The sequence below is a fragment of the Niastella yeongjuensis genome, assembly GCF_900110245.1.
Taxonomy (GTDB): Bacteria; Bacteroidota; Bacteroidia; order Chitinophagales; family Chitinophagaceae; genus Niastella; species Niastella yeongjuensis.
In genome coordinates, this window is record NZ_FOCZ01000008.1 from 202863 (window position 1) to 229357 (window position 26495).

At 46.0% G+C, this 26495-nt stretch carries 17 protein-coding genes; 5 read left to right on the forward strand and 12 right to left on the reverse strand.

The features are described 5' to 3' along the window. Nucleotides 1–113: 113 nt before the first annotated feature. Nucleotides 114–2576: an outer membrane beta-barrel family protein gene (locus tag BMX95_RS22100; RefSeq protein WP_081197782.1), complete on the forward strand. Its 2463-nt coding sequence runs from the start codon at nucleotides 114–116 to the stop codon at nucleotides 2574–2576. A 3-nt stretch (nucleotides 2577–2579) separates the two neighbouring features. On the opposite strand, the gene BMX95_RS22105 is transcribed toward BMX95_RS22100, so the two are convergent. Then, nucleotides 2580–3209 carry a hypothetical protein gene (locus BMX95_RS22105; protein WP_081197781.1) on the reverse strand — a complete coding sequence of 210 codons (630 nt, stop codon included), beginning with the start codon at nucleotides 3207–3209 and terminating at the stop codon, nucleotides 2580–2582. A 98-nt stretch (nucleotides 3210–3307) separates the two neighbouring features. On the opposite strand from BMX95_RS22105, the gene BMX95_RS22110 reads away from it, so the two are divergent. Next, entirely contained in the window at nucleotides 3308–3796 is a 489-nt protein-coding gene (locus tag BMX95_RS22110; RefSeq protein WP_081197780.1) for a GNAT family N-acetyltransferase, read from the forward strand. A gap of 3 nt (nucleotides 3797–3799) precedes the next feature. Here BMX95_RS22110 and BMX95_RS22115 read toward each other — a convergent pair whose 3' ends face one another. The 4 genes from BMX95_RS22115 to BMX95_RS22130 all read right to left on the reverse strand — a co-directional run bounded on the left by BMX95_RS22115 (nucleotide 3800) and on the right by BMX95_RS22130 (nucleotide 12153). Beyond that, nucleotides 3800–5323: a serine hydrolase gene (locus BMX95_RS22115; protein WP_081197838.1), complete on the reverse strand. Its 1524-nt coding sequence runs from the start codon at nucleotides 5321–5323 to the stop codon at nucleotides 3800–3802. A 115-nt stretch (nucleotides 5324–5438) separates the two neighbouring features. Beyond that, complete coding sequence (locus BMX95_RS22120; protein WP_081197779.1) at nucleotides 5439–9845, reverse strand: efflux RND transporter permease subunit; 4407 nt, start codon at nucleotides 9843–9845, stop codon at nucleotides 5439–5441. A gap of 50 nt (nucleotides 9846–9895) precedes the next feature. Beyond that, nucleotides 9896–10963 carry an efflux RND transporter periplasmic adaptor subunit gene (locus tag BMX95_RS22125; RefSeq protein WP_081197837.1) on the reverse strand — a complete coding sequence of 356 codons (1068 nt, stop codon included), beginning with the start codon at nucleotides 10961–10963 and terminating at the stop codon, nucleotides 9896–9898. 47 nt (nucleotides 10964–11010) lie between these two features. Continuing rightward, nucleotides 11011–12153, reverse strand: coding sequence for an alkene reductase (locus BMX95_RS22130; protein ID WP_081197778.1), 1143 nt, complete (start codon nucleotides 12151–12153; stop codon nucleotides 11011–11013). A gap of 307 nt (nucleotides 12154–12460) precedes the next feature. Between BMX95_RS22130 and BMX95_RS22135 the strand changes: the two genes are divergently transcribed. Further along, the gene (locus tag BMX95_RS22135; RefSeq protein ID WP_242672997.1) at nucleotides 12461–12784 is read left to right on the forward strand and encodes a winged helix-turn-helix transcriptional regulator; all 324 of its coding nucleotides are present in this window, start codon (nucleotides 12461–12463) and stop codon (nucleotides 12782–12784) included. Here the strand turns inward: BMX95_RS22135 and BMX95_RS22140 are convergent. Both BMX95_RS22140 and BMX95_RS22145 read right to left on the reverse strand, forming a co-directional pair. Beyond that, nucleotides 12756–14444: an RluA family pseudouridine synthase gene (locus BMX95_RS22140; protein ID WP_081197776.1), complete on the reverse strand. Its 1689-nt coding sequence runs from the start codon at nucleotides 14442–14444 to the stop codon at nucleotides 12756–12758. The two genes, BMX95_RS22135 and BMX95_RS22140, sit on opposite strands and share 29 nt — an antisense overlap. A 179-nt stretch (nucleotides 14445–14623) precedes the next feature. Next, nucleotides 14624–15529 carry an alpha/beta fold hydrolase gene (locus BMX95_RS22145; protein WP_081197775.1) on the reverse strand — a complete coding sequence of 302 codons (906 nt, stop codon included), beginning with the start codon at nucleotides 15527–15529 and terminating at the stop codon, nucleotides 14624–14626. Nucleotides 15530–15708: 179 nt separating this feature from the next. On the opposite strand from BMX95_RS22145, the gene BMX95_RS22150 reads away from it, so the two are divergent. Next, nucleotides 15709–17115: a beta-1,3-glucanase family protein gene (locus BMX95_RS22150; protein WP_081197774.1), complete on the forward strand. Its 1407-nt coding sequence runs from the start codon at nucleotides 15709–15711 to the stop codon at nucleotides 17113–17115. 69 nt (nucleotides 17116–17184) lie between these two features. On the opposite strand, the gene BMX95_RS22155 is transcribed toward BMX95_RS22150, so the two are convergent. Then, nucleotides 17185–18681, reverse strand: a complete 1497-nt coding sequence (locus BMX95_RS22155; RefSeq protein ID WP_081197773.1) for a malate:quinone oxidoreductase — start codon at nucleotides 18679–18681, stop codon at nucleotides 17185–17187. A gap of 197 nt (nucleotides 18682–18878) precedes the next feature. Between BMX95_RS22155 and BMX95_RS22160 the strand changes: the two genes are divergently transcribed. After that, on the forward strand, nucleotides 18879–20441 hold the full coding sequence (locus BMX95_RS22160; protein WP_081197772.1) for a DUF5010 domain-containing protein: 1563 nt from the start codon (nucleotides 18879–18881) through the stop codon (nucleotides 20439–20441). A 182-nt stretch (nucleotides 20442–20623) separates the two neighbouring features. On the opposite strand, the gene BMX95_RS22165 is transcribed toward BMX95_RS22160, so the two are convergent. From BMX95_RS22165 to BMX95_RS22180, 4 genes are all read right to left on the reverse strand, one after another. Continuing rightward, the gene (locus BMX95_RS22165) at nucleotides 20624–21499 is read right to left on the reverse strand and encodes a hypothetical protein (RefSeq protein WP_081197771.1); all 876 of its coding nucleotides are present in this window, start codon (nucleotides 21497–21499) and stop codon (nucleotides 20624–20626) included. 50 nt (nucleotides 21500–21549) lie between these two features. Next, nucleotides 21550–22767 carry a family 16 glycosylhydrolase gene (locus BMX95_RS22170; protein WP_081197770.1) on the reverse strand — a complete coding sequence of 406 codons (1218 nt, stop codon included), beginning with the start codon at nucleotides 22765–22767 and terminating at the stop codon, nucleotides 21550–21552. 14 nt (nucleotides 22768–22781) lie between these two features. Continuing rightward, a complete protein-coding gene (locus BMX95_RS22175) occupies nucleotides 22782–24683 on the reverse strand; it encodes a glycoside hydrolase family 30 beta sandwich domain-containing protein (protein ID WP_081197769.1) in 1902 nt (633 codons plus the stop codon). 316 nt (nucleotides 24684–24999) lie between these two features. Beyond that, entirely contained in the window at nucleotides 25000–26487 is a 1488-nt protein-coding gene (locus tag BMX95_RS22180; protein WP_081197768.1) for a helix-turn-helix domain-containing protein, read from the reverse strand. Nucleotides 26488–26495 lie beyond the last annotated feature (8 nt).

A 26495-nucleotide genomic window follows, 5' to 3' on the forward strand; every position in this document is an offset into this window, starting at 1 on the left:
TTTTCTGCATTTCATCAATTATATCCTACCCGTAGTCATTCCTGCTTTTTTACTTTTCCCGGCAATACTTTCTTTGTTCTGCATCTGCACTACCACTTTAATTGAATAATTGTATGAAGATTGTATTGCTGCCCCTTTGGCTGCTGTTTGCACCTGCTATTTGGGGCCAGGTAACCGGTAAGCTTACTACCGTCAGCGGACAACCTATCGCCTTTGCCAATGTACTGCTGTTGAAAGTGGCGGACACATCACTTGCCAAAGCAACGCTTACCGATGACAAAGGGAGTTTTCAACTGGATAATTTATTGCCCGGGATGTACCGGCTACGTTTAAGCAGTGTTGGTTTCCATACATGGGAATCAGCTCCATTTGAATGGAGTAGTGCTCAACCGGGGAGAGATTTTGGTACGCAGGTTCTGCGGGAAAACGCCAGGGAACTGGGGCAGGTAATTGTGCGGGCGGAGAAACCCCTGTTGCAGCAGCAGGTCTTTGGTACAGTGGTAAATGTGGAGAGCAGTGTATTGACCAAAGGCAGCACAGCCCTGCAGTTGCTGGAACGATCGCCGGGTGTCGTGATCGATTACCGGAACAACGGCATTGCCCTGAACGGTAAAACAGGGGTTGTGGTGATGATCAACGGCAAGGTGATGCGGATGCCGATGGAGCAGGTGGTCACCCTGCTGAATGGGATGAGCGCGGATAACATTGAAAAGATCGAATTAATGACTACGCCTCCTGCCAAATACGAGGCATCGGGCAGCGCAGGTATGATCAATATCGTATTGAAGGAAAACCGGAAGGCAGGTACCAATGGTTCTGTTTCATTTACTGCGGGCTATGGCTGGGGCGAAAAGGCAAATGGTAATTTGAATCTTTCACACAATGAAAAAACATTAGCTGTACATGGTACTTACACCTATTCCCGCGACCGGAGTTATAACCACCTGTTTGGTGCAGGCACCCAGGATTTTCCGGTACTGGGCGGAGAGATGCACGGTTTGTTCTGGAATACCCGAAAGCCTACCCAGAATAACCACGATGCTTCAGTAGGCGTCGATTGGCCGATCAACCCGCGCACAACCATTGGTGGCGGCATTCAATATAGTAGCCTGCACATCAGCGCTGCTTCTTTTAACCGGCGGGAAATGACCATTATGCCCGATTCATTATTGCTGTTCACCGGTAATATCAATCTCCGTAACCGCTGGCAGAGTATTGTCAATTCAATCTACATCGAGCGGACAATCGGGGCAGGGAACCAATTAAGTATGGAAGTGGATTATATTCATTATAAAAATGGAAACCCCACTAACGTACACAGCATTTTTATTGATGAGCATGGTAACCTGGCCGGTACCAATAATGATACGCTTTTTTCACCCAATCAAAAAGGTTTTGCCAACACCATTATACAGGTTGGTATGGCGAAGGCCGACTACCAGAAACAAGTAAGCAAGAAGACAAAACTGGAAACTGGCATCAAAGGCTCTTTAACCAGAAATGGGAGTGTTTCAGGTATTGAAAGCCTGGTGGGCAATACCTGGGTAACACGCCCCGAAACCACCAATGATCTTGTGATGAAGGAATGCATCGGGGCTGCTTATGCTTCGGTGAATATGCAATTAAGTCCCACGGCTTCGCTAACGGTGGGCGCCCGGTATGAATATTCTCATACCCTCATCGATAATCATATTCCCGGTGAAAAACCCATCGATAGAAGGCTTGGTACTTTATTTCCCAACCTGTTACTGCAGGGCCGGTTTAGTGAAAATTCAACATGGCAGGTATCCTACACCAGGCGCATCAGCCGGCCTTCCTACAATGACCTTTCTTCGTTTGTGGCCTATAATGATCCAATGTCGGTTTTTACCGGCAATCCCTTGTTGAAACCTTGTATCACCAATAACCTGAAATTGGGTTATAGCTATAAGCGCTTTTCTTTCTCTTTGTTAGTAAGCAGAGACGATCGGCCTATCGCCCGGTACCAACTCACATCGAGCCCTTCGGGCGACCTGATGTACTTATCCCCGCAGAACCTTGATTTTCAGAACAACGGAACCTTGCAGGCCAGTCTGCCGTGGAAGGTGACCAGGTGGTGGAGTATGAGTTATACCATGCTGGGCAGCTGGCGCCATTTCAGGGCGACCTATCCAAAGATACCGGCTGAAAAGAAATATGTCGCTTATTCAGCCAACTTTACACAAAGTTTTACACTGCCCCGGCTATTTACGATGGAGATTTCGGGCTGGTTCAATTCATCTTCCTACGACGGCACGGTGAAAGTGAATTCCTTTGGCGCGGTCAATGCCGGCATCCGAAAAGACCTGAACAACAACAAAGGAACTTTTCAGTTGTCGATTTCGGATGTTTTCAGTACCATCAAATACAGGAGTTTTTATGGTAAGTTGAGTGAAGATGCCTTTAACGGGAAAAGCGAGGTAACGTACAATCCCGAATCAGGGCATTCACCCATTATCAAATTAACATATTCCCGGTCTTTTGGAACCGCTGCAACGCGTGCCAGAAAACAGGGCGCAGGCACACTGGATGAACAGGACCGGATCAGAAAAAATTAACATCTATACATTGCCAGAAGTGCTTTTTCTTTTAATCAATTCTTCAATTTTTGACTTTACAAAACTTTCCAGGTTTGCATCTCCCTTACACCTTTGGATAATATATGGAGTTTCTTCCTCAATATCTGCTAATGAGTAATCGTACAGGTTCTCCCAAATATTCAGTTCAATAAGCAGGAACCTTTTATTGAGTTCAGGATCTTTTCTTAATTCTTCCAGTTCGTCTCCTCCATCTTGTGTTAAAGAGAAGTAATGCTGAAGATCAATATTAATGGCATCAAAGTATAGGTCAATTACCTCATGCAGCGTTTTAATTCCATTTCCTCTGTATGATTCTGCAAGTGTTAATATGGCAGCGCCGCTTTGGGGATGCCTTTTTTCATAAACAAGCTGCCAAAAGCTGATCTCCTGTTCCTTTGTCCAGTTAAAGCCATAATAAGAGTTCCAGTATCCTGCTAAGATGGCGCTTTTCAGAATATAGATACTTATTGGTTCAAGTACCGGGAATTGATCAATGAATTTTCGAACCGGCTCATATTTAAAACAGGTATTAACAAAATCTCTTATGGTCCTGGCTTGTTCACTTAAGTCTGTTCCTGGATAATATGGGTTCAGTTCATACAAAATAGGCATGGCTAATTGGTTTGTTCATGTATTTGATTCCAAAACTAATTCTATTACTCTCAAAACGCAAGCCGCCATAAATAGTTGCTTTTTTGTACATTTCGCCCATGAATTATAAAATAGCTGTGTATACCGACAATTATAAACAATCAATAATCGATCTGATCCTTCCGATTCAAACTGAAGAATTCAACGTAGCAATAACAGCCGCCGACCAGCCCGATCTGCAGGATATTCCCGGTTATTACCAGCAGGGCACTGGAAACTTCTGGGCAGCGATCATTGACAACACCGTAATAGGCACCATTGCATTGTCAGATATAGGCGACCAGCAGGGCGCCCTGCGAAAAATGTTTGTTCATAAAGATTACCGGGGCAAAGAATTTGGTGTAGCTCAGGCGCTGCTGAACACACTGCTCTCCTGGGCAAAAGAAAAAGGGCTGCAGGAAATCTTTCTCGGTACAACCGATAAGTTTCATGCCGCCCATCGCTTTTATGAAAAAAATCATTTTCATCAGGTGACTGTCGACTCGTTGCCTGCTAATTTTTCACGAATGGCAGTTGACAGTATTTTCTATAAGTATAGCTTTAAATAAGAGCTATGGCTGCTTCACAAACACATAAGGATCTTCTTCCACAAAATCACTTTCTTTGGTTTCGATGGAGATTACTTTATTTCCACTGATCTTGAATTGTACAGAAAAGATACCGTATTCGATATTGTCATATTGCAGCAGCCACTCATTCGAATCCATATACGAAAGGGTAGCGGTTAAATTTGCATGGCTGTTGAATTTCACCGATAAACTTTTTTTATCGGCCCTCAGTTTAACATCCAGTGACCCGTACAATCCGTTTGTATAATGGCCCACATAGGACGTTAAGGGTAGTGAAGGTGCTGCGCCTTTTACGCGATCCTGCCAGCCGTGAATGGTTTTCAGGGTGTCGGCCATAGTATTATTAAAATCCGTCAGGTATTTTTTACTTCTGTTTTGATAGGGCATGCCGGTATAGGCATCCAGCACCTGGGCCCGCAAGGCGCCATATAAACCCTGATTGTCGTTGTTCGTAAGCACTGCGATACCCAGCTTTTCTTCAGGAACAAAACATACCACGCTTACCATGCCTGCAGCACCGCCTGTATGCCAGTAAACCTGCCGGCCGTTGTAATCGCCCACTATAAGGCCTAATCCATATCCTGCGATGTGGGTTGGTACTACCGATGATTTCCGGCTGGTAATGGGGGTATTGATATCGCGTGTTTTTTGTAACACACTAAAAGGCATCACCCGTTTTCCTTCATAACGGCCACTATCGAGTTGAAACAACAGCCAGTGCGACATATCGCTCACATTGCTGATCAAAGAGGCAGCTGGTGCCAGGTTATCCCAATCGTCCCAGGGCACCTGGTTCAATTGGCCGGTGAAACTGGTTGTATAAGGTTTCGACAACAGACGGGTATCAGTCAGATTGTGTATGCTGGTAAAGGTATGCGTCATTTGCAAAGGCGTTAGTATACTGTCCTGGATGTACTTTTGCCACGACTGACCGGTTATTTTGGGAATTACTTCGCCTGCCGCTAAAAAGCAACTGTTGCAATACCCGTAATGGCTGCGAAAACCGGCTTCAGGTTTCAGCAGTTTCATTTTATCCATGATCTGTTGTGAGGTAAGGCGGCTGTTCCAAAAGGTAAAATCACCCTGAAAGGTTTTGGTGCCAATGCGATGGCTCAACAGGTCGCGTACTGTTAACAAACTGGTGGTGGTGGCTTCATATAATTTAAACCCGGGAAAGTATTTGGTGAATTTATCATCCAGCGACAATTTTTTGTCATATTCCAGCTGGCTGAGTGCGGTACCGGTAAACAATTTGGTATTGCTGGCAATCATAAACAAGGTGTTCTCATCAACGGCTTGGCGGGTAGCCGTATCTGCCACCCCATAGCCTCTCATAAAAGCAACCTGACCATCTTTTACAATTACAATGGCTAACCCCGGTACGTTCCAGTCTTTCATTCCCTGGCGGATGTAACCATCCAGACTATCGGTAATAAAGGCAGGTGTTTGGCTGAAGAGGTTTTGGCTGCCGGCAATAAGCAATAGCAGGAACAGTAATTTGCGCATAATCGTAGTTAAGTTGGATTGTACATCGAAAATAAGGAAAATGATACGGTCGGGGTATCTAAAAAAAATCCCCCGGTTGATGAATCCGGGGGAACTCCTCATTTTTCTTGTACGTCTACTTGATTAAACCTTCGTTACCACTTGTTCGTGCTAATTCTATGATTGCGCTGCGATAATCAAACACAGCTTCCAGATAATTTAATTGTGCGGCTGTTAAAGCCAGTTCTGCATCGGTTAAATCGAGCCGGGAGGTTACGCCCTTTGCATACCGGTATTGCACAATATCGTATCCCTGCAAGGCTGTTTCTTTTACTTTCAATTGCGTTTGCATGCGGTCGTATGTTTCCTTTAAATGAGCGATCACCTGTTTTACCATTGTCTTCAGCGCCTGTTGTGCTTCGGTGACCCTGATGCCTGATTGGGTCTGCGCCAGTTCCGCCTGCCGGATCTTTGCCTGGTTGCTAAAGCCCGTGAACAATGGTAATACTACCTGTGCCCCGGCAAAAGGAGTGGAAGGCCAGTTGGTATGTACGAAATCAAATTGACGCGTTTGTGTTTGCAACTGATATTGTGCTATTGCAGACACCACTGGCAACCGGGTTGCTTTGGCCAGCGTCGTTTTCTGTTCACTTACCTGTTGTTGTAATAGCAAAACCTGCAAATCGGGCCGCTGCTGCAATGCCTGACTGTATAATTCATTTTCTGCAGGAATAGCTATGGGTGCAATGGCAGCCAGTGAATCGGTGAGGGTGATCTGCGTAAGCGAATCCATTCCCATGAAGGTGATCAATTGTTGTTTGCCTGTTTCAATAGCATAGTTGATTTTGAGCAGATCCGGTTTCAGGTTTTCCACTGCGGTATAAGCCCTTAACGTATCAACACGCAGGCCCCGGCCCTGGGCCAGCAACGACCTGGCATCGGCCAGCGCTTTTTCATTACGCAAGAGGCTTTCCTGTTGCAGTTTCAACCGTTCTGCCAACACCAGTATGCCGAGGTAGGTTTGTTGTACTTCAGCCACTACATCAATAGCTGATTGCCGGTACAGTTCCCGGGATACCTGTTGCTGTAATTGCGCTGCTTTGCGTGTTGGGGCCGCTATGGGATTATAGAGCGGATAACTGGCGCTGATCACGCCCGAAAACTGGTCCCGGCCGCCAAAACGGTCATAGGGAACTTTACCGGTATTGTCGGTTGCTCCAAATCCAAAGAACGCGGGCAACGCAAAGTAATGCAGGTACTGGGCCCCCAGTTGTACTGCTGGCAACGAAAGGCTTTTCGCTACCCGTACCTGCTCGCCGGCAATGGAAATGTCCAACACATTGACTTTTAAAGTTCGGTTGTATTGTTTTGCCAGCTGTACGGCATTGGATAAACTGATGCTTTTTTCCTGCTGCGCATTGCCTGCAAACGGGGTAAGTGTTGCAAACAGGAGGAGATAAGTTAAAGCATGCACAGGTTTTGCTTTCCGGCTAAAATAGCTGTACACGGCAGGGATCACAAAAAGGGTAAGGATACCGGCGAATACCAGTCCGCCTACTACTACAATACCCAGTGAAGCACGGCTGCCGGAGGAGTTACCCAAACTGAGTGCAATGGGCAGTGCGCCGAAGATCATGGCCAGGGTAGTCATTAAAATGGGTCTGAAGCGGGAGGCGGCTGCCGAGATTACAGCTTCCTGTACACTCAGGCCTTCTTTTTTCCGCTGGTTGGCAAATTCTACGATCAGGATCCCGTTCTTCGTGATCAAACCGATCAGCATGATCATGCCGATCTGACTGAAAATATTGATAGAGCTATCGCTTACCCACAGGCTGATAAGGGCACCTGTTACGGCCATGGGTACGGTAAGCAGAATGATGAACGGATCGACCAGACTTTCAAACTGCGCCGCCAGAACCAGGTAAATGAGGATTATGGCGAAGATGAATGCAAACACCAGGCTCGAACTGCTTTCCTTATAATCACGGCTTTGGCCTGCCAGTGTGGTGCTGAATCCTGCAGGCAGGGTTGCTTTTGTGATGCGGTCCATCTCATTCAACGCTTCTCCCATGCTTACACCCGGCGCCGGCGTAGCCTGTATGGTTACGCTGTAACTTTGGTTGTACCGGTAAATGGCGGGTGGACTAATCCCTTCCTGTAACGACACCAGGTTGTCTAATGGTACCATTTCGTTATTGGATGATTTCAGAAATATAGAACGCAGGTTTTCGGGGGTAGAACGTTCAGCCCGTTCCAGTTGACCGATCACTTCATATTGGCGGTCGTTGTAGATAAAGTAGCCATAGCGGCGTCCGCTCAGTGCCAGCTGCAGGGAACGACCGATCTCCTGGGTTGAGATGCCTAACTGGGCGGCCCGCTGGCGATCGATGGAAATACTGATCTCAGGTCTGTTCACTTTGAAGTCAGGATTTACGAAACGCAGCTTGTTACTGCTGCCAATAGCACCGGTGAGTTTGGGCATTACTGTTATCAGTTGTTTCAGATCGGGTGCCTGAACTACATATTCAATCGGCTGACTGGATGAAGAGCCACTGATAGTGGGTAACTGGATCGGTATAACCATCACATTGCGGAACCGGGTGCTGGCGGCCATCAGTTTTTCATACACCTGTTGCTGCGTCATACCGCTTTTACGGTTATGCGGTTCTTCCAGGTAGATCGATACATATCCAGTGTTCACTGGTTGCGCCAACGAGCCTATGCCTGCCGCCACTGCACTATAGGTTAAATTGTGATACTGATCGGGAATGGAATCAGAAACATAATTGCTGATCTCTTTCATAGATGCTTCCATGCTTTCAAAGGAAGCGCCTTCTGGCCCAATTACCACCAGGCCCAGCATCGATCGATCTTCCAGGGGAGCCAGTTCTGATGGCAATTTAGGCGCCAGCCGCCAGGCGATACCAAACGAAAGAATGAGCAAGGCGAAGCCCAGCCAACGATATCGCATGAAGCCTTTCAGCAGCCTTTCATAGCTGTTATTCAATTTTACAAAGAAGGGTTCCGTTTTACGGTACAGCCAGCTGTGGTGGGCGCCTGCTTTCAGCAGGTAAGCGCTCATCATGGGCGACAGGGTAAGGGCCACGAATGCGGAGATCACTACAGAGCCGGCTACCACTACCACAAACTCTTTAAACAGTTTACCGGTAATACCGCCGAGAAACACGATGGGGAGGAACACCGCCCCCAGCGTAATAGTGGTGGATATTACAGCAAAGTATATTTCGTTTGAACCCTTCCGTGCCGCTTCCAGCGGTGTCATGCCAGCTTCTATTTTCGAATAAATGTTCTCGAGTACCACAATAGCATCGTCAACCACCAGCCCAATGGCCAGTACCAGCCCCAGCAGGGTAAGCACATTGATGGAGTAATTCATGATGTACATGATAAAGAAGGCAGAGACAATCGACACCGGGATGGCTACCAGCGGGATCAGCGTACTGCGCCAGTCGCGCAGGAAAATGAAAATGATGATGGTCACCAGTCCGAATGCGAGTATCAGGGTTTCTTTCACTTCAGAAAGGGCATTCCTTACAGGGGCGGTGTAATCTTTACCCAGGTTGATGTGATATTCCTTCGGCGCCGTTTTGAGGATCTCTTGAAAACGTTTGTTGAATTCATCAACGATGGCGAGAGAATTGGCACCGCGTTGTGCCAGTACACCCATACCCACGCCATAACGGGCTCTGTTTCCTTCTGCTACGATCAGCGCCGTGCGTTCATTCTGTGAACCCATGATGGCCTGGCCTACATCCCTGAAACGAACGATGGCGCCGTTCTTTTCGCTGATGATCATGTTATTGAAATCTTCTTCCGTCACCAGCCGGCCCAGGGTGCGTAAGGTCATTTCCGTTTGCTGTCCTTCAATACGGCCACTGGGCAGATCCACATTCTCACGTTGTAGTGCAGCCTGAATGTCGGCAGGAGAAAGCCCGTACGAAGAAAGCTTTACCGGGTCCATACGCAGCCGCATGGCGCGCTTGCGTTCTGCATACGAATACGCCAACCGTACACCGGGTATCGATTGCAACCGCTCTTTGATATCGACGTTCACGAGGTCGGTAATGTCTTCCAGGCTTTTGGTATCGCTTTGCACGTTCAGGAACACCAGGAAATCGGGCGGACCTGATTTTTCCACGATGGAAGGTTCAATGTCTACAGGTAATTGCTGGCGTGATTTGGAAACCTTGTCACGCACATCATTGGCGGCTGCTTCCAGGTCGGCATTCAGGTTAAATTCAACCGTGATGATGCTCACCTGCTCCCGGCTTATTGAAGAAAGTGCACGAATGCCGTTGGCTTCCGCAATGGCTTCCTCCAACGGTTTGGTTACCTGCGAAGCTATAATATCGGCACTTGCACCGGGGTAAACAGTGGTTACGGTCACTACGGGCGAATCGGTTACCGGGTACTCACGGGTACCCAGGAACGTATAACCCACTATGCCAAATAAGATCAATAGAACTGACATCACCCCCGCCAGTACCGGCCTGGAGATGCTCATTTGTGAAAGGGCGCTCATAAAATTATTTGAAAAAGTAAAAGAGGGTACGAGGCTTAAGCCTTATTCTTTTATTTGAGATTAATAATGCGAATAGCTGAACCGGGCGACAAACGCAACTGGTTACTTACAATAACGGTATCGCCTGCCTGCATTCCACTGGTGATCTGCACAAGCACTGCATCACGCTGGCCCACTGTTACCGGCGTGAGCTGCGCTTTGCCATTTTTCAGCAGAAAAACGGAGTATCCCTGTGAAGAAGGCATCAGACTTTGACTTGGTATTTGTAGGGCATCATTGGTGGTATGCAGGGCAATGGACAAATGGGCGCTTTGTCCGGCCACTAGTTTACCGCCGGGGTTAGGCGTTATAGCTCTTACCAACAGGGTTCTGGTAGTATGATCTACAAACGATTCCTTGGAGGTCACGGTAGCATTGAATTGCGTGCTGTCACCTTCAACCGTGAACACCTGCCGGCTGCCCGGATTAACCAGGTTGGCGTACTTTTCAGGAACAGCAAACTCCACTTTTATCTGTGCATCATCCACGATTGTCGTAAGTGGTACATTGGGCGCAACCAGCGCGCCGGGATACGTGCGAATGATACCGATCTTTCCGGCGAAAGGTGCCCGGATGCGGGTTTTATCGATGGTGGTTTCCTGTTGTCTGATCTCTGCTTTTATCACCGCCAAATTGGTAGCAGCCTGGTCATAGTCCTGTTGTGAAGCGGCATCGTGTGCTATCAGGTCTTTCAGGCGGCCTTCGTTGAGTGCTGCCAGTTTTTCCTGTTGATGAAGCCGCTCCAGTTGGGCTTGCAGATCTGCATCGTCTAATTGAAAAAGCAGGGCGCCTTTGGGTACTGTATGTCCTTCTTTCACGGGAACGTTCACCACTTTTTTGGTCAGCTCGCTGGAGACGGACACTTCCTGGTTGGCAGCAAGGGTACCTGCGATCTCGATCAATTGATTAATGGCTCCCGGGCTAACAATATGAACATCTGCAGGAATGCCCGGTGCAGCCGCAATGGCTGCAGGGCTTTCCGGTTCGTTCTGGTTAGCCCGGCTGGTGCACGCATTGATAAGGGTTATAATGAAGAACGATAATAAAAGAAAAAGAGGGGGAGGTAATAAGCGGTTCATAACGGGGCTGTTTAATTGATACATTGAAATGCTTCGATATATTGGGGCTAAAAAAGGTTATAATTAGGAAAGTCGGTGAAACCAATTTCGCCGTTCCTGGTGTAATAGGCAGAACGATCTGCTTCCACCAGTGGCCAGTTGTTTTTAAAACGGGCTACCAGGTCGGGGTTACCTATAAAGGGCCGGCCAAAGGCAATCAGGTCTACCCAGCCGGTAGCCAATGCTGTTTGTGCAGCTTCTTTTGTAAAGCTCCCGCACCAGATAATGGTGCCGTTAAAGATCTCGCGCGTCTTTTTAACAAATTCATCCGGCAGGTGCGTCTCTTCGAATTTAGTAACCTGCTCCATGTTTCCTTTAGGCATCAATTGATAAAGGAGATGGATGTAACCAATGCCCCTGCGATTCAGTTCAGAACATAAATAGAAATAGGTGGCTTCGCCGTTAGGATCGTTTGGCATGCTGTTGTAATGTCCAAATGGAGAAAGCCTGACTCCGACATTACCGGCACCCAATTCCTGTATAGCAGCATCAACTACGTTAAGCAAAAAGCGGGTCCTGTTTTCGAGAGATTGGCCTCCATATTCATCGCTGCGGGTATTGAGGCTTGCATTCATGAATTGTTCAAACAGGTAACCATTGGCTGCATGAAGCTCGATGCCATCAAATCCGGCTTCTGCTGCATTGCGGAAGGCCTGTCTGAAATCCGTTATGAGTGCCGGCAACTCTTCGGTTTCAAGCTGTCTCGGGGTACTTGCCCGCACAAAGGTCAACCGGCCACTGGCATCATGTGCAAATACATCGGAATCGGCAGCCCGTTCATTGGTAACACCCCATGGCGCCTGCCCACCAGGCATCATGGAAATATGTGACATCCGGCCTACATGCCAGATCTGCATAAAAATTTTACCACCATTCCTATGAACTTCAGTGGTTACCAGTTTCCATCCTGCAACTTGTGCATCTGTGAAGATGCCGGGCGTCCACAAATAGCCTTTGCCATGAGGTGCTATATCGGTGGCTTCAGAAATAATCAATCCGGCACTTGCACGTTGTCCATAATATTTTGCTATCAAAGCATTAGGAGTATCGCCTGCTGATGTACGTGTTCTGGTCATTGGGGCCATTACTACCCGGTTGGTCAATTGTTGTGATCCCAGGTTGTAGGGATCGAATAAAGAATTGTTTTTCATTGTAGTTCTTGCGTAAAACGCTTTTTGTGACCACAAAGCTCCAGGGTATTTGATTCAGTTCCAATAACTTACATCTAGGTTCGCTACCTTACTTCAAGGTTCGTATTGCTCATTTACAGGCATTTATCAAATTGTAAAAATTCCATAAAACCAACCTTTTGACAGAACAGTGACACTGGCTTTTAATTTTGAGCACAGAATCTTACTGTATTTTTGCAATAAATCACAATAGTTGGCATATAACAGAACTCTAAGAGCAAACTGGTTAACAAACCCAGATGCATGTGCGGTTGAAATGGCGTTGGTCATGATCAGCGGAAAGTGGAAACTCAGGATCTATGATGTATTGAAAAAAGGCGAGTCGGTAAGATATTCCCTCATCAATACCGAGCTGAAAGATATTTCAGAAAAGACACTGACTGCTCAGTTGCGTGAAATGGAGCAGGATGGAATTATTACCCGGGAAGTTTATCCGGAAGTTCCACCACGCGTTGAGTACCAGTTAACTTCTTTAGGCCGGTCTCTTCAAACTGTTTTTGATGCGTTAAACAACTGGGGTTTGGCGTGTATAGAATTTAAAAAAGCCGAACAGGATAAAGCAATCAAAAACCCTCTGGGGCTTCAAAGCTGATCTTTTCTTTGGTGGTTGGATGTGTGAATTCAATATGAGCAGCGTGGAGATACATTCTTTTAGCTGCCATACCATACAGGTCGTCGCCAACAATGGGGGCATTAAGACCCAGTTCATGCGCCGAGTGCATCCGCAATTGATGCGTTCTTCCGGTAAGCGGCCAAAAATCAACTTTGGTCATAGCGTTGTATCTTTTTATCGCTTTCCACCTGGTAATGCTTTTTTTCCCGTTTTTAAAACAAACCAGTTGCCTTGGCCTGTTTAAGGGATCAGGGCGCAAAGGCAATTCGATCTCACCTTCTGACTGCTCAAGCTCTTTTGAAAGTAATGCCCGGTAACGTTTTCTTACCATGCCCTTCATGAATTGTCTTTGGAGATGCTTGTGTGCGTATTGCGTTTTGGCAACCACTAACAGACCAGAGGTATCCATATCGAGCCGGTGAACAATAAGCGGCTCAGTTTCTCCTAATTGATCTTTTAGCCGGGTGTATACAGATTCTTTGATCTTTACTCCGGGAACAGAAAGTAATCCGGCTGGCTTATTCACAACAACAATGCTTTCATCTTCATAAACTATTTCAAGCTTGCGTCTATCTTCCGGAATACGTAAAAATGGATTTTCTTCAACAGGTATTCCTTCCAGCATATGTGCCAGAATAGGTTTGCACTTGCCGGTACAGGCGGGGTAATATTGTTTATGTTTTCTGATCTCAGATTTTGGCGCAGCGCCCCACCAAAACTCCGCCATAGCAAGTGGCTTATAACTATTCGCAAATGCGTATTGCAATAGTTTGGGAGTGGCGCATTCGCCTGCGCCGCCGGGCGGTTTACCAAAAGCAGTGGTGCTGAAGATCTCCTGTAAACTTTTGTGTTGACCGTCTTTGTTTAAAAATACATACTGGTCGAAAAGCTGTTGTTGCAGGGCTGCCGATTTTTCCCTGCGTTCATTTTTTAAACGTTCGACGTCATTTTCAAATGAAGCCAGCCTGGTTTGCGCAGTTGCAAGAGTCTGTTCCCAATTGTTAGTGAAAACGGCAAGTTGATGTTTGTCATGCAAGCTCTGCTTTATAAGGTCTGCTTCAATCACTGCATACTCCTGCGGACCCAGGCTATTCTTATGTTTGTCACGGAGCTGCCTGCGGCGCTCTTTATTGCTTTTTAATTGATTTTTGAAAGCTGAAATTTCCTGTAAGGACTGTGCTGATAATTTTTGAACATCTGTCTTTAGCTGTTGGTAGTTTTTATTCGACTCAATTTCCTCAACGCGGGCATTGATAGCATTAATGATCTCTATCCCCTGGAGAAAAAAACTGTTTTCGACCAGCATATCGAAGACTGGCGGAACAAATCTTGGATGATCGTTTGAGTCTGCCAGTTTACCCGAGAAAGCGGAGAGATACCCCACTTTACCTTGCGGATCCTGCACCACCAGAACGCCAAACATTTTGCCGATAGCCACTCCTTCTGCATTAGTGCTTAGTCCAAAATTATGATCAAGATGGGTTTGTGTTTCGAGATAATGTTGCAGTTCTGCAGCTGCTATTTTTGTTAAAGGATGGGGCTCATAATAAAAAGGAAAAGTAAAACGTTCAGGTAATTCAATGTCATTGATCGTCTTATCAGAAAAATAGGATATCCTGCTGTGACTATTATCTCTCAACTGCTTTATTTCATTTAAGGCGCGAAATTATCATATTCCGGGCACCAATTGGAAAAACTTTGCCTGGTCAATGGTGGTGCCGGCTTTTCATTGTCTTTGCATCTTGTAGGAAAATTCGCTAAATTCAGCTCTTAGTCATTAAAAACCAAAGACCTATCATGAAATTTCAGCCCAGGTAATCATTTTGTTGAACAGGGCGTATGATTGAGTGCTTCCAGGCTATAGGAAATAAACCGCTTCATTATTTCATTACCTTGTTCTTTACCCACCGCACCGGTATAAGCTTTTACAACTGCATTAACGACAAGGGCTGGATTATCTTTAAAAATAACATGACGGCATCCGTGGGCAGTAATACCCTGACGGTTAGGCTGCGCAGCTACAAACTGCTTCTGACTGATGCTCCATCTTGTAGACCTGACCGAATCAGGAAAATTGATTTCCGAAACTATATCAATGACAGGGACGGTTGCCGGGAAGGGCGTTTTTTTCAATAGCTCAACCGTATTCTGGAGATTCAGGGACTGGTAGTAAAAGCCCAGGTTCTGTTTTTTTACTGTCGCCGAATCCTTTATTCTGTCTTTCATTTCATCAGCAACATAGGTATCGGTAAACCAGCCAACATGATTGGCATCGACCAACACTACAGATTTTACCGTTGCCGGTTGTTTTGCTGCTTGGAGTGCTGCATAAAAGCCCCCATAGGAAGATGCTATCAACATGATTTTACCATTATAGCCTAATTTTTTAAGCGCCGTTTCCAGTCCCTGCAAACCTTGTTGAATTCCATGTTTGTCCAGTTCCTGGTTACTGGAGTCCAACTCGCTTTTTCCAAAACCGGCGCGGTCATAAGTAATGAGCGTTGCATGTGTAACAGCAGCTATTGGCTTTAAAATAGTGTCCCAAATAGTTACATCTGCTCCCGATCCGTTGTGAAATAAGATCGGCATCCCTTTGCCTTTTATGATGTGAAAAAAGAGCCGGTATCCCCCCACATCCAGTAATGTATCAATTTGCTGGGCCTTGCCTGAATTGGCCATTAATCCAAAGATCGCAAGTGTTGTAAAGAAATACTTTTTCATCATTTTTAGCTGGTTTGTACGCTTAAAAAAGGACTTAGATGCATACGCCTCTACATTCCATAAAATTCGACCGTTACGAATATGTTACCAAACTTACGGGGGCGGATAAGTTATGATTATTTTAATATGTGTGTGGCATCATATTTGTCGACCGATGTTGCTACTTTAATTTATCCAGTATTATGAAAACTAAAGCTATTCTTTACGTACTGCTACCCATTATCATTTTAGCAAGTTGTAAAAAAGATAACGGTAAGGCACCAGACCCCCTTGGCCCCATCAATTACGATGATTATGCAAAGGGCGGCGTTCACCTCGAGATTGTGAATTCCAACCCTACTGACTACAAAGACGATCAATTGTATGTTGGTGTAATGGGAAAAACCACTGGCGCCAACGGCCAAAATGCCTATATCGACCTGAAGACCGGCAAAACGGTTCTGCTGAACAATTTGAGCGCCCTGCCGCAGGTGGTTAATCCAAATAATCCAACTGACGGCGGTAAGTTTATCGTTATCGGTACAAAAATGTCGGATATGCCAGTTGATCCGGCTACAGGCCGACATTCCATACCTATTCCCTTTATACAAAGTGGACGCATCCTGTTTTCGATTGGTAAGCCGCTTTATTATTATGTTAATCCCGGTGGTACCAGCCTGGCTGCACCCACTAAGAGCACCAATGCCAAAGACCAGAATTATGGGACCGTTTTTGATTTTATGGAATTCACTTATTATGACAACGGCGGCAGTGCGCGGGTTTTTGTAAACACCTCCCGGGTTGATGCCTATGCCCTTTCTGTAGGCTTTGAGCTGAACGCCCTCCAGGGATCAAATGGGACCGTACAAAGAACAGGGGAACTCATGAGCCATAAAAATACGATTCAGGCTTTTAAGGACTTTAGTAAGCCGACAGACTATAACCAGTGCATAAGGCCCTTTTTTCAGGACATCGTTAATCCGGGCGCTATGGAGGATGAATCGGGTAATAAAATATTTACCCAGACGGCTTCTTACCAACATTTTCAAACCTATATAGACAGCATCTGGACGAATTATAAAAGTAAAGACCTGGTAATGATCTTAGGCAAGGGAAATGTTGGCAAAACAGATCAAAATCTGGTTATCCGCGGACGGGTTGACAACAACAACATATTCAATTTCACCCAAACCCAAACGGTAAATGGAAAAACCGTTGTAAAAGGCGGAACCCTGCCCATTAAACCAACTACATCGGATGTATTGGGTGGAAATGCAGGTACCGGGGCTTTCAATAATTCGTCACTGGATGGGCAGGCAGGTCATGAGCTGGATAATTCTTTGCGTGTGACATTTGTGGCTGCCTTAAACCGGCACAGCCTATTTACAGATGCTGCAGTTGATCAGATCCAATATCCGGAGGATGTGTCGAAATTTTATAAAACAGCACCCTATAATTATTATTCGGCGTTCTGGCATGCGCCCGGTGTGTCATACAATCGCCTGCAATATGCGTTTTCTTATGACGATGTAGCTGAACAATCTTCTACGATCGTTGGTGATAATCCTGCCTATTGTACCTTGTATTTTGGACCGGTTCCCAATAATTAGGATAGCCTAACACTATAAAAAAACCTCCCCTGGCTTAACCGGAGGAGGTTTTTTATTTATTTCAATTACTTATGGAAGTTTATGTAATCGCAATACTTTACTGGTATGAGCACGCACCTGCTGCGCAAGGGCGGGGTCCTTGCTCAAAGACTTGCCGTAAGAAGGGATCATTTCTTTGAGTTTCTTTTGCCATTCGATGCTGTTTACCTGATTGCTGAAACACTTGTGAACCAGGTCTATCATGATGGAAACTGCGGTGGAGGCACCGGGGGATGCACCAAGCAGGGCAGCGATACTTCCATCGGCAGCACTTACCACTTCGGTACCGAATTCGAGTACACCGCCTTCTTCTTCATCTTTCTTGATCACCTGTACCCGGTAACCGGCTACGGCCAATTCCCAGTCTTCTTTACGGGCATTCGGATAATATTCACGCAGTGCATCGAGCCGCGCATCTGGTGTTAACCTTACCTGATCGATCAGGTATTTCGTTAATGGAAGATTACGCGCACCAGCAAATATCATTGCCTTGATATTACTGAATTTTATAGATTTTATAAGATCGAGCCATGACCCGCTCTTTAAAAACTTTGTAGTAAACCCTGCATAGGGGCCGAACAACAATTCCCTTTTCCCTTTTATCCACCTGGTATCCAGGTGAGGAACAGACATAGGAGGGGAGCCAACTGCCGCAGCGCCATACACTTTAGCAGCGTGTTGCTTAATAATGGCCGGATTGGTACAACGCAACCATTGTCCGCTTACAGGAAATCCGCCAAAGCCTTTGGATTCCGGGATCTTTGATTTTAGCAATAAAGGAAGTGATCCGCCACCTGCACCGATAAACACAAATGATGCGCTTATAGTGTGGTAGTTGTTGTTTTCTTCATTCACCACCCGTACGTTCCATTTATTGTTTTTCTTCTTCAGGCCGGTAACTGACTGCTTGAATTTAATGTTCACATTTTCCATCGCACCAAGACCTTCCAGCAAATTCTTTGTCAGTGTACCAAAGTTGACATCAGTACCAAGGTCCATTTTTGTAGCAGCAATAGGCTCATCCGGTTTTCTTCCTTCGATAACCAGTGGCACCCATTGGCTGATTACGTTGGCATCTTCCGAATATTTCATCCCCTCGAACAGGTGACAGCTTTGCAGTGCTTCATAGCGCTTCCGCAAATAGCTTACGTTCTTTTCGCCCCATACAAAACTCATATGAGGAATAGGTTTGATGAATAGATCAGGAAGTTTGATGATCTGGTTGTCTACCAGGAAAGCCCAGAACTGTTTTGATACCTCGAACGAATCCGCAATTTTAATTGCTTTCGAAATATCAATGGATCCATTTTCTTTTTGAGGGGTATAATTTAATTCACAAAAGGCGGAGTGGCCTGTTCCGGCATTGTTCCATGCATCAGAACTTTCGGCTGCTGCGCTGTCCAGTCGTTCTACTATCTCAATCCTTAACGCAGGATTCAACTGTTTCAACAACATGCCCAGCGTAGCGCTCATAATTCCTGCGCCTATCAGTATAACATCGGTTTCTACGGTCGATTTGTTTGCCATCTATTAAAACATAAAATAATATGCCAACGCAAGTTAAAAATAAATTGTTCAATTAACACTAATTCCGCCATGTTGTTTTGGCGTATTAACATCGACACTTTGCAGATGTGCCTATTAATCACCTTGTTAATCTTTTATTAACCCCACATTTTTAACTTGGTACAGTTAATGTTCTTATTAGATTTTTAAACCTTTTTATGAAAAAACTAATCCTATCAGGCCAATTGGCCCTTGCTGTACTTTTAGCAGGTTGTTTAAAGACCCAGGAAAACAAACTGCCATCTTCCGATGAAAACAACAACAATCTGCCTAACGCTCGTTCGGCAGGGCCGAACCAGTACCTCGGGGTTACCTGCGGGTTTCAATACAGCTCACAACTGGGTGGGCCTGTCAGGCAGCCAACGAGGCAAAACATTTCGCTGTACAACCCCGACCCGAATAATCCAAATGCTACCTGGGACGAATGGGTAGCACAGTTAGCCCAGGCCGGTGTTGATTTTGTTTGTCCAAACCTTACCGGTTCCCAGCCTAACACCAATGGAAGTCCCACGAAAATTACACCCATGATCAATGCCATCAATGCCCGTGGCCTTACCAACCAGCTTAAGCTGGCTGCCTTCGACGATAATGCGGCGTCCTGGGTTGCCCAGTGGAATATGGCAAATGGACGTGGATACGGGTATGCACAGAAATTTGACATGGCCGATACCAGTAACTGGAAGTATATCTACGATTATAATTACAAGGTATTTTTCCAGACGGTACCCGATGCCAACCGTTTTAAAATAAACGGCCGCCCTATCATTATAATCTGGACAGGCAATACCAATACGTTCCTTACCAATGTGAACGGTAATGCTTCCCGGGCGCTGACCTATGTAAGACAAAAATGCCAGGCCGACTTTGGGTTTAATCCATATATCATCCTGTCACAGGATTTCTTTACCAATGACCCTACCTGTAACAACCCGGGTATTGCCGATGACAAGGAGAGTTGGTTTACGCCGCCTAATAAAAGTTTTTCATTGACTTCATTCAACGGTACTTCTATTGGTGTGGCTGTTCCTCAGTTTCAGCATCCTGGTGTCAATACCTACATTAATCCCAATCACGGGCAAACTTTTGATAACGGCCTTACCGGTACTGTGGAATCGGGTGCCTTGTTAACCTTGTGTGAAGGCTTTACCGATTATGAAGAAGAAGCCGCTATGTGGCGTGCAAGAAATATAGACGCCAATAACAATTCATTAACCTACGATCAAACAGGTTATGATTATCCCAACCAGCGCATCAATATATTACGCAAACACAGTCATGATCCTTTCCCGGCTACCTTCAGACTGGAAGCAGAAGGCTGTGATTATTTTGGCGGTGCGGCCGGTGGTAACGGTAAAACCAATTTTTACCGTAATGGCAACATTGCTATTGCGGCTACCAGCGATAATAACGGCGCCTTCCAGATAGGCTGGATACAAAATAATGAGTGGCTGGAATGGCAGGAAGTGCCGGTTGCTGCAGGTTCCCCCCATTTGCAAATAAGAGTGGCCAACCCTAATAACAATATGCAGGCACACCTGGAAATTGATGGCGTTGCCGGGCCGGCAATCACACTGCCTAATACGGGCAGCTGGTCTGTGTGGACAACCTTCGACCTGGGAAGTATCGGCAGCTTTGCAACCAATTCATACCACAAGATCCGGATTGTATTCAATACCGGGAATGTAAACGTGAACTGGATCCAGCTGGTGCCGGGAAGTTGAGTGAGTTAGAAACTTTTATAAATAATAACGGCTGTCCGCCGATGTGGACAGCCGTTTTTATTGTATGTCATCTCCGGATTGATTTACCTGATCACATTCACGATGCCATTCAAAACTATTGCTGGTGCCTTTGACCCCAGCGGTTGTAGAACTATTGCGAAATGACCTCGCATTTTGTCAACTCAATTTATCGCTATCCGCCATTCCACCATCAGCTGCCAGCCTGCAGATTGTACCTCATTCAATTGTGTTTGTTCCGATCCGCCATTGGCTAAATAGAGTTCATCAACGCCACGGCCGGTTTGCCAGTTGGCATAGCTTCCCTTGATGCCTATTGAGTGTATAGCAGAAGCGTGGTATAAGACAGTCGTGTGTAGGTTTATTCCATAGCCATTGGCTGTATGCCGGAAGCTTTCCGGGTGGCTGAACTCCCTGATCAGGTTCCAGTTGGCACTGGCCCGGTATTGTACCTGGCTATAACGGAAACCGGCATCCATGAATAATTGCTTAGTTATTTCGGTTGAACACAACACTTGTGCGTAAAGGCCTCTCCATTTAGTTTTGTAAGTGCTGTTAAGATCGGAAGCTCCCGATAAATAAAGCGCCTGATGAAACAAACCATATCCAGCCGATGGAGCAATTGAAAGTTTATTGGTCACCATTAGCTGATATGCCAAACCTGCCGACCAGCGATCAGCGCCACCTTTGCCTGCATTGAACTGTTGTGCATATGTGGTATTCGTGCGATTGTTGCCCCCATAATCTGTATCGGATACCTTGCCGGTTAAAAAGAAGGTGTGCTCGTATTCGCCTTCCAGCTGCCAGCGGTTAAAAAAGTTATACTGTAATTGCATACCGCTTATAGGGCCGCCAACATTTTTCCATCCAAGTTCAGATAGGATATTGGGGTTTTGTCCATTGGCATTACCTGCAATGGACCAGCTTAAATTTTCCTGGCTATAACCGCTTGTTACTGACAATTGCAATTTTTCCGGAAGGTTCTGTGCAATGCACGTGTTCATGCCCAATAACATCAACAGCCAGATAAACTTCACCATACTGTTCATAAATAAGAAGTCCTCCCGATGTGTCGGGAGGACTATAAATATTACTGGTTTACGCGGAATTTTTCCCATCCATCGATGGTGGTACGGTTGCACGTCATTGGTTGCGTGCCATTTTCACTGCTTACAAATAAGCCATTATTGCCCTGAAGGGAAATAGTGCCATCCGAATTAGAGATCCAGTTAAACTGTTCCCATCCCTGGATGGTTGCTCTGTTGCAGGTAATTGGGTTCACTCCATTTTCACTGGAAACATATTTGTTCATGCTTTGCAGTGCCACTTTGCCACCGCCGGCATCCACTACCAGAAACTGTTCCCAGCCTTGTGGGGTGGGGCGGTTACAGGTCATAGCCTGGGTACCGTTCTCACTGCTCACATACATATTGTTGGGACCTTTAAGGGTAATGGTTTGTCCAATGGGCGGTGCAGATGAAGTATTCAAACTGTATACCCGAACATAGTCAACCAGCATCGATGTAGGCAGAGCGCCGGTGTTAACGGCAGAACCGGGCAGATCGCCGCCAATTGCCAGGTTAAGTATGATAAAGAAAGGCAGATGAAAAGCGCCGGTGTTATTGATATTGTTGGCAATATTGCCGGTCACGTACAACGTATTGTCAACATACCACCTGATGCTGGAATTATCCCACTCCACTGCATATACGTGGAAGTCACCGGGGGTAGTAGTTGTACTGTTGCCATATTGCACATGTCCGCCGCTGTTCCAGTGCATGGTGCCAAGGGTGTTGTTGGAAGTGTTAACATGCTCCATAATATCAATTTCACCGCATTGGGGCCAGCCCGCACCAGTGTTGATATTGTTGCCCAACATCCAGAATGCAGGCCAGGTGCCTTGTACCATCGGCAGCTTCATGCGTGCCTCTATCCGGCCGTAGGTAACGGAAAACTTGCCATAAGTACTGAGCTTGGCAGATGTATAAGGCTGGCCGCCCATGCTTTGCTGTCTTGCTGTGATCACCAGGTTGCCGCCTGTTACGGTAGCATTGGCTGCCTGGTAGTATTCCAGCTCGTGGTTCACATTGGGGTTTCCATTATCTATATTCCAGTTATTAGTGTTCACATTGGTGCCATCGAACTCATCGTTCCAGATGAGTTGATAATTCACCGCCCTGGGTGTAACCACTTCTGTTTGGGCCGTTGTGTCACCGCTATGCATATCCTTTTTACAGGAATTGAAGAAAAGCGAAAATGCGATAAATGCGCTGGTGCCTACCAGCATGCGCAATGAATGTTTTCTCATGTTGACTGTTTTAATTATTGATTAACCCGGAATGCTTCCCAGCCACTAACGGAGGGGCGATTGCAGGTCATGGCCTTGGTTCCATTCTCGCAACTGATGTACATGCCGTTATTACCCTGAAGAGCAATGTTGCCATCTGCTAATACTGTCCAGGTAAACTTCTCCCAGGCATCGATGGTAAGTCTGTTACAGGTAATGGGGGCAGCACCATTTTCACTGGAAACATATTTGCCCTGGCTTTGTAACGCGATCTTTCCATCTCCGGCATCTACCACCAGGAATTGTTCCCATCCCTGTGCAGTGGGGCGGTTACAGTTCATGGGTTGTGTTCCATTTTCGCCGCTTACATACTGGTTGTTAAAACCTTTCAGGGTAATGGTTTGGCCAATAGGCGCTCCGCTGCCGTTGCCGCCATTTCCGCCATTGCCGCCATCACCACCGCCGCCAGTTGGAGAGCCTGCCCATTTAAAGGTAGCTACGGCACCCCCTGCTAATGTATAGGTGAATGATTGGTCGCCCGATTTTACTTTGAACGTCTGGCTTGAACCCGAGGTGTTCAGTGCAAGCAGCACGGTAGAGCCATCGGTGTTTTTGAATGCTACGTTCTGTATACTTCCGGCGATGTTGGAAGAAATACGTACAGCGCCCGGTTTTACAAACTGCGACGCGTGTGCAACAATATAATAGGAGGCGTTGCGTGAATAGTTATTGCCAGAAATGGTAACGGCACCCAGACAACTGGAACAGCCACCGTTTGTATGCGGATAATAGTTTGGATCAGCTGCCAGGTTCCATTCCAGGGCCACTCTGCTCCAATTTCTGGTGGAACCGATGATCACGTTGTTCACATGCCAGCTAAGGTCGCCGCCAAAGTTGCCGGGACCACCGATCCACTGCTCGGTGAAATAGATATTTTTGTTAGGGAACGAATTATGCACAGTAGAGAGCGCGCTAATATCGCCGCCGTATAAGTGAAACGCAGAACCATCTACATACTGGCTGGCGGTGGCATCGCCCAGGATCGCTGTTGGATAATCGGGCCGGTCGCAGTTGTGATCATAAATGATGATTTTCGCGCTGATGCCATTGTTGCGGAACTGAGGCCCCAGATAATTCTTGATAAAGTTAGCCTGCTCGTTGGCCTGCATTACCATTGACGGATTGTTGTAAGGATTGAGGGGCTCGTTCTGCGGACATACCGCATAAATAGGAATACCCTGTGCCTGCATGGCCTGTATGTATTTAACAAAATACCGGGCATACGCATCATAATAAGCGGTGTTCAGACTACCGCCGGTAAAACCGCCATTGCCGGTTGTATTCACCTTCATCCAAACCGGTGCGGTCCAGGGGGTGGCCAGGATCTTAACAGCGGGGTTGATGGCAATGATCCTTTTTAACACGGGGATCATGTCCTGCTGTTCAGCGTTCAGGTTGAAGTTGTTCAGGTTTACGTCTGTTTGACCAGCGGGCATGTCATCATAAGTAAACGTGTATGCGCTCAGGTCGGAAGCGCCCATGCTGACACGGACAAAGCTGGAAGCTACCTGAGAGGGGCCGAATACTTCATTCAGGAAAGTGGTTTGATTGGCGCCAAGACCATTAATGAGGCCGGCGCTTCCGCCGGTGAGGGTCCAGCCAAAACCATCTACGGTTTGGTAGGTAACCGACTCGTTCACTGTAATGGTAGTGGGGTTAGTACCACCATCGGCAGCGAAATTAATGGCCGTCTGCGGTTGCAACAATTTCGATTTGTCGCCGGTGGTAAGCCAGATGTTTACTGTTTCATTGGCAGCCCGGGCGATTGTAGATCCTTGTTCGGGCGAAATAGCTCTTTTACAGGAAAATTGGACCAGGGCCATGCATAGGAAGGCAAGGGCCTTCCATGGCCATGATGGTTTGCTTTGAGGGAACATAAGTTTTCTTTTTTAGTTTGGAAATGGTACTGAAATTGCCATTAAAACAATTTCTTACCAAAACACGTGGCATATCAAAAACACTACAATGCTCCGAATCTTAAGAATACTACCCCCTCAAAACCCCTACAACGGAAGTTGTTGTGGATTAATTAATGTGAATCCGCTATTTTACGCATACTACATCTAGTTATTTATGTGTATGCGTTCAACGCTCATTATCTTACTTGGCTGTATCTTACTGGCGGCCGACAGTAATTTTGCGGTCGATTATGTTGATAATACTGAAAATGAGACTTGTTAGGCTCTTTGAATACTATAGAGCGTCCAGCAATTGCATGGCAGCTTCTTTCTTCTTTTCCTTTTCCATTTCAATGATCACAGTAGGCTGGGCAACCCGCTCTTTACAATCCATAAGACCGCATCTTTCACAGGTAGTATGCACCATAAAGGCCGGAATAGCTGGGTCTTTAACAAAAGGCATGGTATACTGCAGTTTTTGATCTATCAACAATCCAATGGTTACGCTGACAGCATCCGGTTCTTCTTTTACAACTGGTTTCGCAATAGTTATGCATAAATATTTATTGTGTGTTTGCCAGTATTCCGAAATTTGTGCTTCTATAATAGGCGACCGGTATTTTTTGTTATTGGCAAGTTCTCCCACCCGCTTAATAGATTTGATAGAGACCCAGCGGTGACAATAGTGTTCATGTAACGCATTGGCGTAGGGATTGTGCAATTGTGACAAATGCAACTCTTTGGTCATTTCGAACCGGTTTTCTTCTTTGTTACCATTCATTCTTAAAAAGAACAGGTTCTCAATACCAAAATGCCTGGGTAAAATATTGGTTAACCGTTGCATCATCATCTCTGGCGTTACATTGTAAGAAGATATAAGGTCCATCCATGATTTAGGGCTCCATTTCGGCTGTGTTATGATCCGTTTAATATCTTCTGTAAAAAGTTCTTCAGGCATTAACAGGGCTACGGCGAAATACGATGCTTTGAAATTATTCAGCATGGTATCAAATGAAGAACTGTGGTTATTCACCGTATCATATGGCCGGTCGGTAAGTTGCTGAAACTGGAAACCCAGCTCCCTCGCTATTAAAAATAATTCCTGTGCTTTACTTAGGCCTTTATTCAGGAACAGCGTTTTTGTTTTTAAGGAATAATACGAGCGCAGTTTATTCAGCGCTTCCATATTCCCCATCTTCTTTTTATTGATCTTTATGTCAAAACGTTGTAGTATAGATACAAGCCGGTCCTCTTCCAGGGGGATCATATCTTCCAGTTCAAACTGGGTCCTGAATTTTTGTACGGCTTCTTCTATTTCCTCAAAATAATTATCCCTCAAATGCTGGTACGATCTCAGTGCCGCTTTATAAAAGCTCTCTTTTGACAGTTGATAGCTTCTTGAAATTTGTAACAACGTGCTGATGAATGCCGTGACCTTATCGGGTGTATTGGAAAAAAGATCGAGTAAAGCGGCAGGTGTTAAACCAAAATGCTCCCAGGGAATGGCGTTGATAAAATCTGAATTGATCAGGTCGATGATCGGCTGTAGTTTTTTACTGGCACGCAAGGAAACAAGGTAATCGTAATCAACGCCCAATGTTTTTGCCAGCACAATGATCTTGTCAGACTTGGGAAATTTTTTTCCGGTTTCTATATCATGCACATAAGAGAGCGACAACCCGGTTTTATCGGCCAGTTGCTGGTACGACAGTCCTTTTTCCTGCCGGAGTGCTTTTACCTTTAAACCAAAGATGAGGCGGATGCTTTCGTTTTCTGAGATCATACTGGCAA

Excerpts from the sequence above, each read along its gene's own strand:
- BMX95_RS22155 (WP_081197773.1), bottom strand. The coding sequence starts at position 18,681 with ATGGCAAACAAATCGACCGTAGAAACCGATGTTATACTGATAGGCGCA.
- BMX95_RS22105 (WP_081197781.1), bottom strand. The coding sequence starts at position 3,209 with ATGCCTATTTTGTATGAACTGAACCCATATTATCCAGGAACAGACTTA.
- BMX95_RS22170 (WP_081197770.1), bottom strand. The coding sequence starts at position 22,767 with ATGAGAAAACATTCATTGCGCATGCTGGTAGGCACCAGCGCATTTATC.
- BMX95_RS22175 (WP_081197769.1), bottom strand. The coding sequence starts at position 24,683 with ATGTTCCCTCAAAGCAAACCATCATGGCCATGGAAGGCCCTTGCCTTC.
- BMX95_RS22160 (WP_081197772.1), top strand. The coding sequence starts at position 18,879 with ATGAAAAAACTAATCCTATCAGGCCAATTGGCCCTTGCTGTACTTTTA.
- BMX95_RS22130 (WP_081197778.1), bottom strand. The coding sequence starts at position 12,153 with ATGAAAAACAATTCTTTATTCGATCCCTACAACCTGGGATCACAACAA.
- BMX95_RS22115 (WP_081197838.1), bottom strand. The coding sequence starts at position 5,323 with ATGCGCAAATTACTGTTCCTGCTATTGCTTATTGCCGGCAGCCAAAAC.
- BMX95_RS22165 (WP_081197771.1), bottom strand. The coding sequence starts at position 21,499 with ATGGTGAAGTTTATCTGGCTGTTGATGTTATTGGGCATGAACACGTGC.
- BMX95_RS22150 (WP_081197774.1), top strand. The coding sequence starts at position 15,709 with ATGAAAACTAAAGCTATTCTTTACGTACTGCTACCCATTATCATTTTA.
- BMX95_RS22100 (WP_081197782.1), top strand. The coding sequence starts at position 114 with ATGAAGATTGTATTGCTGCCCCTTTGGCTGCTGTTTGCACCTGCTATT.
- BMX95_RS22110 (WP_081197780.1), top strand. The coding sequence starts at position 3,308 with ATGAATTATAAAATAGCTGTGTATACCGACAATTATAAACAATCAATA.
- BMX95_RS22145 (WP_081197775.1), bottom strand. The coding sequence starts at position 15,529 with ATGATGAAAAAGTATTTCTTTACAACACTTGCGATCTTTGGATTAATG.
- BMX95_RS22135 (WP_242672997.1), top strand. The coding sequence starts at position 12,461 with ATGATCAGCGGAAAGTGGAAACTCAGGATCTATGATGTATTGAAAAAA.
- BMX95_RS22120 (WP_081197779.1), bottom strand. The coding sequence starts at position 9,845 with ATGAGCGCCCTTTCACAAATGAGCATCTCCAGGCCGGTACTGGCGGGG.
- BMX95_RS22125 (WP_081197837.1), bottom strand. The coding sequence starts at position 10,963 with ATGAACCGCTTATTACCTCCCCCTCTTTTTCTTTTATTATCGTTCTTC.
- BMX95_RS22180 (WP_081197768.1), bottom strand. The coding sequence starts at position 26,487 with ATGATCTCAGAAAACGAAAGCATCCGCCTCATCTTTGGTTTAAAGGTA.